Origin of the sequence: Streptomyces sp. NPDC005576 (genome assembly GCF_042871745.1) — a bacterium.
In the GTDB taxonomy this organism is placed as follows: domain Bacteria; phylum Actinomycetota; class Actinomycetes; order Streptomycetales; family Streptomycetaceae; genus Streptomyces.
The window spans coordinates 1-14,602 of sequence record NZ_JBIAJC010000036.1; the positions used below are offsets into that span (position 1 = coordinate 1).

General features: G+C 71.6%; 10 protein-coding genes and 2 pseudogenes. 7 read left to right on the forward strand and 5 right to left on the reverse strand.

What is annotated here, in order from left to right:
• The first annotated feature begins 250 nt into the window (after positions 1-250).
• The 3 genes and pseudogenes from ACFYPN_RS33185 to ACFYPN_RS33195 all read left to right on the forward strand — a co-directional run.
• A complete protein-coding gene (locus tag ACFYPN_RS33185) occupies positions 251-565 on the forward strand; it encodes an ankyrin repeat domain-containing protein (RefSeq protein ID WP_358760658.1) in 315 nt (104 codons plus the stop codon).
• Positions 566-1,346: 781 nt separating this feature from the next.
• The gene (locus ACFYPN_RS33190; RefSeq protein ID WP_358760659.1) at positions 1,347-1,556 is read left to right on the forward strand and encodes a hypothetical protein; all 210 of its coding nucleotides are present in this window, start codon (positions 1,347-1,349) and stop codon (positions 1,554-1,556) included.
• Positions 1,557-1,918: 362 nt separating this feature from the next.
• Positions 1,919-2,401: pseudogene (locus ACFYPN_RS33195) on the forward strand (ATP-binding protein); the annotation flags it as partial.
• Between the two features lie 26 nt (positions 2,402-2,427).
• Here ACFYPN_RS33195 and ACFYPN_RS33200 read toward each other — a convergent pair.
• A complete protein-coding gene (locus tag ACFYPN_RS33200) occupies positions 2,428-3,381 on the reverse strand; it encodes an EamA family transporter (protein ID WP_389303595.1) in 954 nt (317 codons plus the stop codon).
• A gap of 22 nt (positions 3,382-3,403) precedes the next feature.
• Positions 3,404-4,091 (reverse strand): annotated as a pseudogene (locus tag ACFYPN_RS33205) (disulfide bond formation protein DsbA).
• Between the two features lie 246 nt (positions 4,092-4,337).
• On the opposite strand from ACFYPN_RS33205, the gene ACFYPN_RS33210 reads away from it, so the two are divergent.
• The 3 genes from ACFYPN_RS33210 to ACFYPN_RS33220 all read left to right on the forward strand — a co-directional run bounded on the left by ACFYPN_RS33210 (position 4,338) and on the right by ACFYPN_RS33220 (position 9,431).
• Positions 4,338-5,213: a LysR family transcriptional regulator gene (locus ACFYPN_RS33210; RefSeq protein ID WP_389303597.1), complete on the forward strand. Its 876-nt coding sequence runs from the start codon at positions 4,338-4,340 to the stop codon at positions 5,211-5,213.
• Positions 5,214-6,150: 937 nt separating this feature from the next.
• Positions 6,151-7,128: a DUF6292 family protein gene (locus ACFYPN_RS33215; protein ID WP_358760663.1), complete on the forward strand. Its 978-nt coding sequence runs from the start codon at positions 6,151-6,153 to the stop codon at positions 7,126-7,128.
• A gap of 944 nt (positions 7,129-8,072) precedes the next feature.
• A complete protein-coding gene (locus ACFYPN_RS33220; RefSeq protein WP_389303600.1) occupies positions 8,073-9,431 on the forward strand; it encodes an AAA family ATPase in 1,359 nt (452 codons plus the stop codon).
• A gap of 1,237 nt (positions 9,432-10,668) precedes the next feature.
• Here the strand turns inward: ACFYPN_RS33220 and ACFYPN_RS33225 are convergent.
• The 3 genes from ACFYPN_RS33225 to ACFYPN_RS33235 form a co-directional block, all read right to left on the reverse strand.
• Positions 10,669-10,896 carry a hypothetical protein gene (locus tag ACFYPN_RS33225; protein WP_358766329.1) on the reverse strand — a complete coding sequence of 76 codons (228 nt, stop codon included), beginning with the start codon at positions 10,894-10,896 and terminating at the stop codon, positions 10,669-10,671.
• A gap of 197 nt (positions 10,897-11,093) precedes the next feature.
• The gene (locus ACFYPN_RS33230; protein ID WP_358766331.1) at positions 11,094-11,339 is read right to left on the reverse strand and encodes a hypothetical protein; all 246 of its coding nucleotides are present in this window, start codon (positions 11,337-11,339) and stop codon (positions 11,094-11,096) included.
• A 1,227-nt stretch (positions 11,340-12,566) separates the two neighbouring features.
• On the reverse strand, positions 12,567-12,917 hold the full coding sequence (locus tag ACFYPN_RS33235; RefSeq protein WP_389303603.1) for an STAS domain-containing protein: 351 nt from the start codon (positions 12,915-12,917) through the stop codon (positions 12,567-12,569).
• Positions 12,918-13,261: 344 nt separating this feature from the next.
• On the opposite strand from ACFYPN_RS33235, the gene ACFYPN_RS33240 reads away from it, so the two are divergent.
• Complete coding sequence (locus ACFYPN_RS33240; protein ID WP_389303605.1) at positions 13,262-13,546, forward strand: hypothetical protein; 285 nt, start codon at positions 13,262-13,264, stop codon at positions 13,544-13,546.
• The last annotated feature ends 1,056 nt before the right edge of the window (positions 13,547-14,602 follow it).

Below are 14,602 nucleotides of genomic sequence, written 5' to 3' on the forward strand. Positions count from 1 at the left end.
GACGGCGCCTCCGGCACCACCCGCTGGAACAACCTCCACAACTCGTCCGGCACCAACCGCTCAACGATCCCCACCATGACTCACAGAATACCGAGCTCTCCCAAATGAGATGACCTCTTAGTCGGTCAGCGCCTGGCGGGTCCGGGACCGGCGGGGCGGGGTGCCGGGCCTCCCGGGCAGGTCTGGCCCGGGGGGCTGCTTGGATGGTGGCGTGGTGAATCGAGTGGGTGAGCGGTATGAGATGTCCGCTGTGCATCTGGCAGTGGAGCGTGACGATTTGAGAGAGCTGACGCGTCTGCTGGACGCGGGGGCCGATCCCGACGAGTTCGACGGCTTCAACGGCTGGACTCCGCTGCTCCGGGCCATTGCGGGTGAAGCGGATAGCGCTGTACAGACCGGAGAACCGCTGGACGCTGCTGCGACAGCTGTCCTTCTCGCGTACGGCGCCGATCCCGGGCGCCCCTCGAGCGAAGGCCTGACTCCGATGCACCTTGCGTTCCAGTCACGTCACGAGCTGGCCGTAAGACTGATCGAGAGCCACTTGGACCGCCGCCAGAAGGACTGAGCGGGCCGCCGGGCGCGCGCTCGGCGTGCACACGTGCACCCCGGTGCGTGTGCACACGAGAGGGCTGTCGCGGCGACCGCAGCCGGGGAGGCCGGCGGACTCACCATGCCGGTCCGCGACCCACCACGGCCTGTCGCGGTGGGGTCGCCGCCTCTATGCGCGGCCCGTGCCGCGTGGCCGACGACGTCCACGGCCACGGCCTGGCCGTTGCGCTGCCCGGAGCGGGCGTGGCGGCCAGGAGGAGGTAGCACCATCGGCAGCGCGATCCGTAGCACCAGGGGTTGCGACATCGGTGGCACCACTCCGGTCTGCCCGCCGCACCCCGCCGCACCCCGCCGCAGGTCAGCTTCCAGATACTGCGTGGTGAGCGGTCCGGACCTCCGTTCGTTTCCCGGGGCCGGCTGCTGGGTGGTGGGCGGGCGGAAGCGGGTGGCGGTGCGTGGGGGAGCCGTGCGGTGCTGCGCCGGCTCTTCCCGGCCCCTCGCGGAGCGCGCCGGGCACCGATGGTCCCACTGTTCGGGTGCCTGCCGCAGGTTCTGCCATGGGTGCTGCCACACCGGCTGCTGCCATGGGTGCTGAGCTGAGTGGACCCCCCGAAACCCGTACCTGGTCTCGGTGTGGCAGTACCCGTGGCAGCTCCTCCCGGCGGGGTTGCGCGGCTTGCCCCTGCCCGTCGCACTGTGCTGTCTGACCCGCCGCCAGCGGTCCGACCGGACGACTGGGCGGGGTCTCGGCCACCAGCACGGTCGTGGCTGTGGCCGCCCGGCCGAGGAGACCCGCCATGACGACCGTTCAGCAGCCCACCACCGCCCCGGCGCCGGTCCCACCCGCGGCTGCTCCCCCCGTCCCTGCGGCCCCGCCCTCGAGCATGCCGTCGTGGGTGGCGCCCACTGTCCTCGCCGTCGTCCTGCTGCTGCTCCTGGCGGGCGTCGTCGCGGCGATCATCGTGCACATCTGGCCCGGGCCCTGGTGCCGGTGGCGGTGGCGGTAGCGGTGATCGGCAGCGTCTGCGGAGTGGCGGGCCCCTTCGCCACCGTTACCGCTCTGATCCGGCGGCAGTGACGGTCAGACGCTCCCTGGGAAGGGCTCCCAGGGAAGTGGTCGGCGTCCGACACTCCGGGAGAAGCCCTCTGCACTGGCATTGACCAGATCAGTGGGCGCCCACCCGGCGCGACCAGAGACGCGACCAGGAGCGTGACTGGAGGCGCGACCTGTCAGGGGTTGCGAAGTGTCCGCCGGGGCCGTCGAACCGTGTTGCCCCGTCCGCGAGCCGGCGGGCGAGCGTCGGCGCCCTGGCCGGGTGGTTCTCCGCCCGGCCAGAGGCCGGGGTGACGACCGTGGGGGAGAAGCCCAGTGCCCCTGCCCCGCCGGCGAGGCTTGACCGAGCAAGCAGCCCACGCCGCGATCGACAGCGCTTGCCGTCTCCTGCGGCGGCCTCCGATCCGCAACGAGTTCTCCGAAATCCCGGCCGGGCGATGAAGGCCCAGATGACCTACCGCGGTTTCCTGGCTGAGCTGACCGAGTGCGACGACCGGCCCCGCCGCCCGTTCGGAACGGCGGATCAACGCCGCAGGCTTCCCGCGGGAGAAATAGCTGCGGGCCTTCGACTTCGACTCCAACCCCGACATCCACGCGGCGACCATTCACACCCTCGCCAGCTACCAGTGGATCAAGAAGAACCAGCCGCTCTGCCTGATCGGCGACTCCGGCACCGGGAAGTCCCCCATGCTCATCGCCCTGGGCACCGAGGCCGCGATGAAGGGTTACCGCGTCCGCTGCACGCTGGCCACGAACCTGGTGGACGAACTGGTCGAAGCCGCCGACGAGAAGCAGCTCATGGCGCGGGGAGCTGGACCCCGGCGCTACCCGCTGCGGTCCTGTTCCAGCAGGGGTGGGTCGGGGAAGTGCGAGAGGGGGGTGCCGGGCGGAGCCGAGGGGGCCTGATCGTTTTTCGGCCTGGGCGGGCGTGGCTGGCCGAGTACGACCGCCAGGAAGATGACGGCCATACCGACGATCTGGAGGGCGGACAGCGTCTGTTCCTTGATGAGGTAGCCCAACAGGGCTGCCACGATCGGGCTGCCCAGTGCGAGGAAGGAGACCGCGACTGCCGGCAGGCGTTCGATGCCCCGGAACCAGACGATGTAGCTCAGGACCGCCCCCAGGGTCATCAGGTAGGCGAAACCGATGACGTTGGAGGCGGTGAGACCGTCGGGAAGGTCTTCCAGCGACAGCCAGAACGGCAGCAGCACAAGACCGCCCGCCGTGAGCTGCCAGCCGGTGAACGGGAGCAGGCCGACGCTCCGCGGTCGGCCCCACCGCTTGGTCAGTGTGATGCCTGACGCCATGCACAGCGCTCCGCCGACTGCGGCGAGGAGCCCGACGGTGTCGAGCGACCCCGTTCCCTGGAAGACGAGCAGCACCACGCCCCCGGCGCCCATGAGGCAGGCCAACGCATGGACGAGTCTGATCCTCTCGTTGAGGAAGAGGGCGGCGAGGATGACCACGAACATGGGCTGCGCCGACATGATCATGGCGGCGATGCCGCCCGGCAGTCGGTAGGCCGCGACAAACAGCAGAAAGTTGAAGGCGCCGATGTTCAGCACGCCCAGCACCAGCGCGCGCCACCACCAGATGCCAGCGGGAAGCCTCCGGCCGAGGGCCAGCAGGACCACACCGCCGGGCAGTGCCCGCATGGTGGTCGCCAGGAGCGGCCTGTCCGGGGGCAGCAGTTCGGTGGCCACCACGTAGGTGCTGCCCCAGACCGCCGGAGCCAGGCCGGTCAGGGCCGCCGTGAGCACATTCTGTCTGTTCTTCATCTCGCCTCACATCCCGTAGCAATCACCGCGGCCCCGACGTCCGTCCGCCGGCTCCGTCGAAGATCGGGTCGCGGTCCCGGCCGTGCTTCAGCTCGAAGAAGCCGTCGGTGCTCGCCATGGCCAGCACTCCGTCCCAGAACTTTCCGGCCGCCTCGGCACGAGGCGCGGGGGTGAGTACGGGGCCGAAGAACGCCACCGGCTTCCCGTCCGGGCCGGCCACGTGGATCACAGGGGTGCCGACCTCGGAACCGACCGGGTCCATCCCCTGGTGGTGCTCGGCCCGCAGCGGCTCGTCCCAGGCGGTGTCATCCCCTGCCCCGATCAGTTCGGCGGGCAGGCACGCGTCTTCCGGAGCGGTGCGGATCATGTCGTGGCCGAGCCCGGCCTTCTCGTGATGGATCAGATGGCCCATGGCGTTGTAGAGGGGACACAGCACCTCGTTGCCGTGCCGCTGCTGCGCCGTGCCGCTGCTGCGCCGCGACGCACACGCGCACGCAGGCCCAGCCGTCGACCATGCCCTGGCGGTACTTCACCCGGACCTCGCGGCCCTCGTTGAGGACCGACAGGCTCATGATGTGGAAACGAGTTTCCAGCAGCCTGACCTTCTCCACTTCCAGGATCCAGCGTGAGGTGATCCACGCCCAAGGGCAGCGGGGGTCCACCCAGATGTCGGCGATGGTCGTCTCGGAACGGCCCGGTGTGGTGCTCATGGCGGTCGCTCGTCCTTTCGGTTGTCACGGGCGCAAGAGCGCGGGCAGGTGTGGAAGGGCAGGGGAGCGCGCAAGCGGCTTCGCGGCTTCGAGACATGCCGTGGGGGCGCCCCCGGCTCAGGGCCCGCTGGAGCAGTGCGCCCGGGGACGCCCCGGCCGTGTGCGGGTGCCTCCAGTCTCGGGCCGGAGCATCAATGAGTCCAACACATGCTTGTCACCTGATAGATCTCGTATCACGATGGATCTATGGAGCTCCAGCAAATGCGGTACGTCATCGCCGTGGCCGAGATGAACAGCTTCACCAAGGCCGCGCAACGCTGCCTCGTTGTCCAGTCCGCGCTGAGCCACCAGATCGCGCGCCTGGAGAAGGAACTGGGCGCGAGGCTCTTCGAACGCACCAGCCGCCGGGTCCGGTTGACCTCGGCGGGCGCGGCCTTCCTGCCCGCCGCCCGCCACTGCCTGGACGCGGCGGAGCGGGCCGCGGCCGAAGTCGCCGCAACCATCGGGGAGGTGCGCGGACGACTCGCGATGGGGCTGATCCCCACCGTCGCCGCCGTAGACGTTCCCGCCGTCCTCAAGGAATTCCACCGGCGCCATCCGAAGGCCCGGATCAGCCTCAGCGTGGGGGCAAGCGGTGAGCTCACCGAGATGGTCAGGCAGGGCGAGATCGAGGTGGCCCTTCTCGGTATCCCGGTCTCGGCCCGCCCCCAGGGAGTCAAAGCCCAGAAGCTCGCGCACGAGCGGCTGGTCGCCGTGGTCTCCCCGGACCACCCGCTCGCCGGTGAGACCTCGGTCGACCTGCGCCGACTGTCCTCGGAGGTATTCGTGGACCTGCCGGCAAAGACCGCCGGCCGGGCCCAGTCCGATCTGGCCTTCACCGCCGCCGGCCTCACCCGCGAGGTCGCCTTCGAGGTGACCAACGCGGACTACCTGGCCCGTCTGGTCGGCGCGGGCCTGGGCGTGGCCCTGCTCCCGCCCGCGTACGTCGCGGGTCTGGCCGGGATGGTCACGATCGAGGTCACGGACGCACCTGCGCGCGCCGAGTACGTGATCTGGAGCCGGGAGAGCCTCACCCCTGCGGCCGTCGCCTTCCTGGACCTGTTGGGCATCGAGCAGGAGTGACGCACGCACGCAGGGACGCAGACGGGCTGCGAGCGGAGGACCTCCCAGGCCCCGTGAACAGGCCGAGCGGGATGGGCGCAGGCCAGACCGCCCCTCGGCGAGCAACCGCCCGACCACCGCCATGCTGACCACCGTCACGCCGACCCGCTGGCCGCCGCCTCCTCTCTCCGGGCCAAGCCCTTCGGGAGCGTGTGTCCCCCATCAACTCGCCGCACCGCACGATCCGACGGGCGCCCGTGCCCATCCCGAGCACGCGCGGACTCTTTCGGGATGGCGCACCCGGACGTCGAAGCCGCCAGCAGGGGAGCGCCTCCTCGGCCGCCATGGTCTCGCCCGCGAAGATGCGCCGGGCTGTCTCCGCGCGGACGGGCAAGCCGAGGTACGCCCGTCCGGCCCGGGGCCACGGCGGGTCCTGTGCCACTCCGTCCAGTCCCGCGCACCACGCGTGCGGCTACGGCTGCACCCACTCGTCCAGGGCGAGGCCCTCGACGTACGCGAGGCCGTCCGACGCCCGGGCCCGGGACGCGGACTCGATGTAGCAGTGGCCCAGTTCACCGGGTGGCTCTCCGTCCGGCCAGGGGGCCGGGGTGAAGAGCCGGCCGTGGGGGAGGAGCAGACGGGCGAGGGGGTGCTTCGGGGCGGCGAGGCGTACGCGGAGTGCAGGAGCCAGGTCTCCTCGGCCGTCAGCTCGGCGCCCACGGTGTCCTCCGGTCTGCGCGCCGGTGCCAGAGGGCAGGGATGCCCGTTCGCCGTGACAAGGAAGTGGCCGGCACCCTCAGTCCGCCGAAGCGGGTGGCACGGGTGCCGGCCGACCCAGAAACCTGACCCACTGAAGGTATCGGCCTCGCGGCGAGTCTACCCATGCGGAGCCCCCCGCGCGTGGTTCAACGGTACGGCTTTCCCGACACTCGTGCGACGGACAGTCAGGACCCCCCTCATGATCCGTGCAGGCCGCCAGCACCATGTGCGTACCCCCACCGATCTCGCCGAGTCCCACGGCGGGCACTCCGCCCACCTGGCCGAGGGCTTCCCCGCGCCGATCAGCTCCCCGGGCGCCCGGAACCGCCTCTACGACGGCGAGCAGACCGACGCCCACCTCTCCGGCCGCCCGGTACCGGCGCTCCCGGACACGGAGTCCGACGACGATCTCCTCGACCGCCGGGAGTGCGCGGCCGTGCGCGGCGTGTCCCCGCGGTCCTGGGACGTCTACAAAAACCGCCCGGAGACCGCCGAGCACCTGGTCGTCGTGGGCGAAGTCGAGCACTGGCCCCGCTCCGTCGCCCGCACCCGTACCGGCAGGACGCTCACCGCGGCTGTCGGCCGACCCGCCCGCACCGGCGACCAGGTCCCCCGTGACCAACTCCTCGCCCGTACCGCCCCGCTCCTCGACGCGGACCCGGGCATCACGGCCGCCGGAGTCGTGGCCGCGCTCGGCGTCCACCGCGACACAGCGCAGGACGCCCTCCTGCGGCTTCGCGCCGACCGGATGGCCGACCTCATGGCAGCCGACCCGGGCCTGACGGCGCAGCAGGCCGCGCAGAACCTCGGCTACCCGCCCGCACAGACCAGGCGCGCCGTCGTACGGGCGCAGACCGTGCTGCGCGCTCGCCAGGCCGCCCCGTACCTCGCCTCCGTCGCCCGTGAGCTCCACCGCGCGGGGTGGACGTCCGCCGACTCCGACCCTGTCGTCCAGCACCCCGCCGACGACGTGGTCGCGGCCGTGATCGTGCTCGACGGCACGCACGTCCCGGCCCCCGCCCTGGTCTGGGACGAACGGGCCGGGTGGCGCACCGCCATCTCCTGCCGGCACCCCCTCGGGAAGGGCGCAGCCGTGCCCCCGCCCGGCGACGGCATCCGCCACCTCGCCACCGGCGCCACCCCTCACCCCGGCGTCCTGCGCGACGCCCTCACGTAGGGACACCCACACCCCAGCAGGGCCCCCAGGAAGCCCCTGGGGGCCCTTCCGTATGCCGCCCCGACTCCCCCCGGGGCCCTGACGGGCCGACACGGGGCGCAGCGAGGACCTGGCGCACCCTCACTACCCTCTCCCGCGCAGCGGGTCCCTGGGTCGCTGCGCGACCCAGCAGCGAGACGCCGGTGCTGCGCACCGGCGAAGGCGCAGCGCGAGGGCCCCGCAAGCGGGCCCCTCCGGCACGAGCGGCGCAAGGACCCGGACAACCCAAAGCGGAACATCCCCTCGCTGTACCGGTTGCTCGATCACGAGATCTGGGACGAGCGGGCGGCGGCGCGGGCCGCGAAGCGCAAGGCCGAACGGCAGGCGAAGGCGGAGGCCCGTGCCGCGAAGAAGGCGGCGGATGAGGCCGACGCGCATGTCGAGGGTGGCCGCACTGATGCGGCTACCCCTGGCCGCACCCATGCGGCCAGGGTGGCCGCACCCATGCGGCGGTTCCTCTTCTTCTCTAGAAGTTCTCTCTCAAGAACGCGCGTGACGCGCGGGACGAGAGCGAAGAAACGAGAGAGAGGCGGCTACGCCGGAGCCGGATGGGGCTGATGTGGTCGTGGACGCGTACGCACAGGCGTTCGGTCGTCCGTTGGTGAACGGGTCACGTGAGCGGCTGCGGGCGCAAGCCGTGGAGCTGCTGGCGGCGGGTTACCCGGTGGTGTGGGTGGCAGCGCGTGCGGCGGAGATGCCCGCGAACGGCTGGACCGACCTCGTGCTGCACTGCGAGGGGTCGCGGGTTCCGCTGCCGGAGCAGGCGGCCGGTCCGGGTGCGGCCGGCAGGAGCGGTGCAGGCGGGAAGGCGGCGGTGACGCCGGCGGTCGAGGCGGCGATTCTGGCGCGGGGGTCGAGGCGGCGATTCTGGCGCGGGGGTCGGGTCTGTGAACAGCATGAGCGGGATGTCCGAGGAGCGGTCGGCGGAGCTGCGTGAGGCCGAAGACGCGGTGGTGGGCACGTTGCTGCACCCCGAGGCGAAAGACCCGGCGCCGGACCTGACCAGCGCCCTGTCCGGCACGGATTTCTCGCAGGTGCGGCACGGGGAGCTGTGGGAGCTGCTGTCCTCGCTGTGGGCGGCGGGGCGGGCGGTGGACCCGATCACCGTGACCGGTGTCCTGCGGGAGCGCGGGGACCTGATGCGGCTGGCGGGGCCGGCCGGGGCGGCCTGGCTGCACCAGCTGCACGACGCGGTACCGACCGTCGCGCACGCCCCGGCCTACGCCGAGATGATCCGCGAGGAGGCGCAGTGGCGGGCCCTGTCCGTCGCCGCCGCCCGGACGATGACGGCCGTGCAGCGCCGGGAGGGCACGGCGGTCGCGGCGGCCGAAGCCGCGGTCGACGCCGCCCGCGCGGTCAGGGACCAGCAGATCCAGCGCCTGGACGACGGCGCAATCGACCTGCTGGACTTCCTGGCCCAGACGCCACCAGAGCCGGACTGGGTGATCCCGGGAGTGCTGGCCCGCTGGGACCGGCTGATGATCACGGCGGGAGAGGGCGGCGGCAAGAGCCTGATGCTCCGCCAGGTCATGATGCGGGCCGCGTCCGGCCTCCACCCGTGGAAGATGGCCCGGATCACTCTGGTGCGCGTGCTCCACATCGACGCCGAGAACTCCGACAGCCAGGCGTTCCCCTGGCTGGAGATGATGTTCAACGCGGCGAAAGCCGAGGGTGCGCCGGTCGAGCGCGGCCGGTTCTTCATGCGGCTGATCCCGGAGGGCCTGGCCGTGACGCAGGCCCGTGACCGGGCGTGGCTGGCGCGGTTGGTCGAGCAGACCCGTCCGGACCTGATCAGCATCGGGGCGCTGTACAAGCTCAGTGCCAACGCGAAGAACGACGAGGAAGCGGCCCGCGCGGTGATGTCGGTGCTGGAGATGATGCGGGCCGTCTCGGGCGGCGCGGCGATGATCGTGGAGGCCCACGCCTCCCATGCCCAGATGGGCAAGCGCGACCTCCGCCCGATCGGTTTCAGCCTCTGGATGCGGTGGCCAGAGTTCGGACTCGCGCCGGCCGACCCGGCCAAGAACCCCGGCGCCCAGGCGCTGCGGCTGATGGACTGGATGCCCTGGCGCGGGCCGCGCTCGGAGCGGGACTGGCCCACGCAGTTCTGCCAGGGCCTGCGGTGGCCGTGGCAGGCGATCCAGCACCAGGGCAACGCCCCGGTCGGCACGGTCACCCTCACCGACGACCAGGCCGCCGCTGCGGGCCTCGTCCTCCCGGAGCAAGAGCAAGAACCCTTCTGGGATGACCAGCAGATCCACTGACCGACCCGAGAAAGCCCGCACACGCCAAGCTCAGCGCATCTCAGTCGCCCCGGGCCTAAAAATCCAGTCCGGGGCGGTCGCGTTGGGCCCGCAGATCGCCGTACAGGGCGTCGCGTTTGCCGTGCGGGCACCCGCGCGGGTCCTGCGGCCTCGATGCCGGGGGACGTTCCGCGGCGAGGCCAACGCCCGGCGGCGCCGGTCCGGGAACCACGGCCAGGAGCAGCGGCCGGTCGTGCCGGCCGACGCACCGTCCCCGGCACTGCTCGCTCCGGCGGGCACGGCACGGCGCGGTGCTCCTGGCGGTGGTCTACGCCGAGGCTGCCGGGAACCCCGGAGCGGAGCGGCCGGGACCCGGCGGAACCGGGCCGGTGTGCCCCGAAGCGGTCTCCCAGGGAAGTAGTCGGCGCGCCCGGCGCCCCTTGACCAAGCCTCTCAACTGCGGTTTTCCCCGGCCGCCCGGACCTGGTGGGGCAAGTTGTAGGGCCAGTTGAAAGGCAAGTTGTAGGGCAAGCCGGGGCCGACCGCACCGGTGGAGCTGCTCGCGCGAGTTCGGCGTGCACTCGTGCACGGGCACGCGTGTGCACACGAGGTCCCCGTCACGGTGCTCCCAGCTCTGCCCGGGATGTCCGTTTTTCTCAGGTGACCTGAGAGGTCCGCCCCTGTTTTGCCTGGTGGACGCAGTTTGGCTGTGAGCCTGTGAGGTTCAGGCTGTTTCCGCTGGTCAGGACCGGTTGCCGGTCCGGCGAGCCACCGGCGTGCGGGGCCGGTGCACCGGCATGCTGCGTCGGTGGCTGCCGGTGCCTCGCCGGTCCGATTCCGGTGCGCCTGCCGGTCCGCCGGCATCCGCTGGGCATCCGCTGGCATCCGTCCGGGATCTCGCGGACGGATGCCAGCGGATGCCCAGCGGCTGTCTGGACGGATACGGGCGGAGCGCCCCGCGAACCCGGGTCCGGCCCGGAACTCACCATGACCGGGTTTTCGGCGTGCGTGCAGGTCAGGACCGCCACCACCACCGCCCGGCCACCGCCACCCCGGGTGGCGGTGGGAGGTCACCACACCCCGGGTGGCGGCGCCCTGGATGGCCCGCCGGGTACCGGAACGAGGTCGAGTCGGCGGACTCACCCACCCCACGTCGGCGGCGGTCCTGCGAGCACAGTTCGGCGCGGTCAGGGGGTGGGGCGCTCGGGGGGCCAGAGGAGGCGGAGGTGTCCCCAGCGGGCGCGTGCGGCGTCGGCGGTCAGTCCGTGCGGCCGATCTCCTGCCAGGTCGCGCCCGCGGCCCGGTCCGCGAGGACCGCGACGCGGACCAGCTCCCGGGCCAGGGCGGCGGCGTCGGCCGCGGCGGTGCTGTGGATCCCGGCCGCCGCGTGCTGGTGCTCGACCGCGTCGGCGAGTACCTGTTCCAGGGCCTCGCACCGGGTGCGGATCTCCCCGTTGATCTGGAGCAGGGCGATCCGGGCCCGCATCGCGGCGGCGGCCCGCTTCCGGCCCCGGTAGGCCGCCTGCCGGCACGACCGCGGCCGGGCACAGTACCGGCGGCGGCCGCCCCCTCCAGCCGGGAGCGGGCGCCCGCACCACACGCATGTGTCCCTCACATCCGGAGGAATCCCCCGCAATTCAGTGACAGACACCCGGCGGCCCGTCCCGGCCGCCGGGCGGTGTTTCAGTCCGGTACGGGGGAGCCGCCACGCTTCCGCAGGTCCCGCACCGCCAGGACCACGCCCCGGCTGTCGCTGAGCAGCGCCATGAATCCGAGCGGGACAGCGAGCCACCGCCACGCACCGTCGAAGGAGACGAGCACCCAGACCACCCAGAAGACCTGCATCGCACAGAGCACCAGGTTGCCCAGCAAACGCAGCACCGCGTGCGGTCTCCTGCGGAACACGCTCTCGAACCAGGTCTTTTCCATTGCCCCACCCCTCAATTCGGCCCGGGATCGGCCCGGACGACGACAGGCGCACCATAGAAGGTTCGCTCCCCGCCAGGGTCCTCAGGGAAGTAGTCGGCGTCCGTCGCGTCCCGGAAAACGCGGCCTGACCTGGTGTTGACCAGGTCCGTGGCTACCCGCCCGGTGCGACCAGAAGCGCGACCAGGAGCGCGACGAGAGACGCGACCAGGAGCGCGACCAGAGGCGCGACCTGCCGGTGGCGCCCCGGGGGCGTCCTCGACCTAGCGGCCGCGGACTCCGCGCCCGGCCCGGCCGGGGCCGGCAGGAGGACGGAGCACCACCTGGTGCGCCATGGGTTGCGGTGTCTGTTGCACCAGCCCTGCCCGCTCACCACGCCCCACTGCAGGCCAGACACCGAGGCGGGCGTGGTGAGCGGCCCCGACTTCCCCTCGTTCCCCTTGGGGCCGCTGGAGCTGGTTCAAGACAGCTGTGCGCCGGCGGCATAGAACGATGGGTGACCGCGTGCCTACCCTGCGATCTGACGACCCGTCGTAGAGGAAGGGGCGAGCCCGTGGTTGAGCAAGGACGCTTCCGGTGTGGCCAGTGCGGACACACCACCGACTGGTTCGGTGAGGGGGAGGAGAGGGCTGGCGCGGAGGAGATCCACTACCACTCGGTCACTGAGCACCCTGAGATAGTGGCTGAGATCCAGGGCATGCGGCCCGGTCTTGCGCGCCAGCGGCGCATCCAGGCGCTCGAACAAATGGAAACGCGTCGCAGGCGGAGGTAGCAGGGGCGGATGCGTCGAAATGCTGATGTCCGCCACGTTGCCCGGCCGGTGCGGCCAGAGGCGCGACCAGGAGCGCGACGTGAGGCGCGACCTGCCGGTGGCGCCCCGACAGCGTCCTCGACCTGGAGACCGCCCGCTCCGCGTCCGGGCCTGGCCGGGGCCGACGGGAGGACGGCGCACTATCGGTAGCACTATGTGATGCGCCATCGGTAGCACCATCCGTAGCGCCAGGGGTTGCGACATCTGTTGCACCTCCCCGGACGCGGGCCGCCCGTTCCCCCAGGTCAGGGCCGGGACAGGCGCTCACCACGGCTCGGGCTTCCCCTCGTTCCCCGGGCCTGGCTGCTGAAAGGTGGCGGGGCGGGTGACGGGGAGTCGGGGAAGGCGTGCGGCGCTGCGCCGGCCTTTCTCGCGGCCCGTCGCGGAGCGCGCCGGGCGGTGCCGGGTGGCGGTGGGCTCTACGCCCTGGGGACGGCTCCGGCCTCCATGGATGCCGCCAGGGCGGCGTCTGTGACGTCGGGGTGCAGGTGGAGCACCATGTCGGTCCCCGTGACGCTGAAGAGCCGGCGCAGAGGTGCGGTGGGCGCGGCGATGCGCAGCCAGCCCCGCTGGTGGGTGGTGAGGATCAGCTGCAGGAAGGTCGAGTCGCCGAAGGTGATGTTGCCGGCGTCGAGGATCAGGCCGCCGTGAGAGGCGATGGCGGCCTCGATGTCCCGCTCCAGGGGTTCGAGCGTGTCCGCGTCGAACTCCCCGTGAGGCGCGATCACCGGCAGAGGGCTTCCACCAGCGAAAGCTCCGAACGTTGTCATCCGCCAAATGCTACCGACGCCGGCCCGGGCCCGGCAGGGGCCATGGACGGGCAGACCGCGGCGAAAGACCGGCCGTTCGTCTGCCTGCCGCAGGTACTGCCATGGGTGCTGCCGCACCGACTGCTGCCACGGGCGCTGAGCTGCGCGGACCCCCCGAAACCCCCGCACCTGACCTCGGCGTGGCAGCACCCATGGCAGCTGCTCCGGCGGGGCTTGCGCGGCTAACCCCTGCCCGTCGCACTGTGCTGCCTGACCCCCCGCCACCCGTCCGACCGGACGACTGTGCGGGGCCTGACGCCACCAGCAACCTCGCGGCTCAGCCGCCCCGACCGAGGAGACTCGCCATGACGACCGCTCAGCAGCCCACCACCGCCCCGACGCCGGTCTCCGCTGCGCCGCTCCCGCCTTCGGCTCCCACGGCTCCCACGGGCCCGTCCTTGACCGTGCCGTCGTGGGTGGTGCCCACCGTCGTCGTCGTCGTCGCCCTGGTCCTCGTGTTCCTGGGGGCCATCGTCGCGGCGATCGTGGTGCACATCTGGCCCGGGGCCCTGGTACCGGTGACGGTGATCGGCAGCGTCTGCGGGGCGGCGGGCTCTCTCGCCACCGTTGCTGTCCTGGCCCGGCGGTGAGGGGCCAGACGCTCCCGGGGAAGGGCTCCCAGGTAAGTAGTCGGCGTCCGCCGCGCCCCGGAAAAGGGCCTCTGACCTGGCATTGACCAGGCCAGAGGGCACCCGCCCGATGCGACCAGAGACGCGACCAGAGACGCGACCAGGAGCGCGACCAGAGACGCGACCTCGAAGCCGGCACCAGGCCCTGTTGCCGACCCCGCCCCGCTGCGGCGCCCCGGCCGCGCCCGGAAGACGCCCCGGCCAAAGGCGGAGAGATGGAAGAGAGCAAGCTCTGTGGCAATTGCGGAGAAGAATGCGGAGACGCCTACTGCGGAAAATGCCCACACTGCGGGGGCGAGCTGGAGGAGGAATACGTCTGGCCCAACCCGTGCATGAAATGCCGACTCAAGCAGCAAAAGGAACACGCCCGCGAACCGCTCCCTTTCGACCTGTAAAAACGGCGAAGGTGGTGGTGGTTGGTTCGTGTTCTACCCGCGCATCAAAAGGCGCTCCGGGCATCTCCGGTAGTAGTCCAGAGTCCCAATCACTACACAGGTAGTCGAAATGATGCACCAAGGGGAAGCGGTGTCCTGGGAGTGTGGCCCAGTTCCGCCAAAGCTACATGCGCCGCATTTGATGCAGCGAGGGTGCGGGCTGGTTCCAGAGTTCATCCCGCACCCGACCTGAAGCAGCATCACCCGGAGTTCTCCGCCCTGTCGTCCCCGTGGTGGCGACCCTGCCCCGCGTCCTCCTGACGGCCCGTCAACCCACCCCGGCCGCCCCGGGGTGGTGGGCCGAAAACCCAAGCCCTACACAGGCCCGCGCGTGATACACCGTCCGCTGCCCGTAGCCAGCCCGGCGAAGCCGGTAGGGCGGGAGCGCAGCGGACGCCCCGCCACGCAGCGAAGCGGAGAGGCGCCCACAATTACCGTGCAGCGGTAATGAGAATTCCCGCGTGCGGGAATTCCCCATAAACCGCGCAGCGGTTTACCAAAGGCGCGCAGCGCCTTTCAGAATGCGCGCAGCGCATTCCCGCTCTAATGCAGCGCGCCAGCGCTGCATTACCCGCTCCGCGGG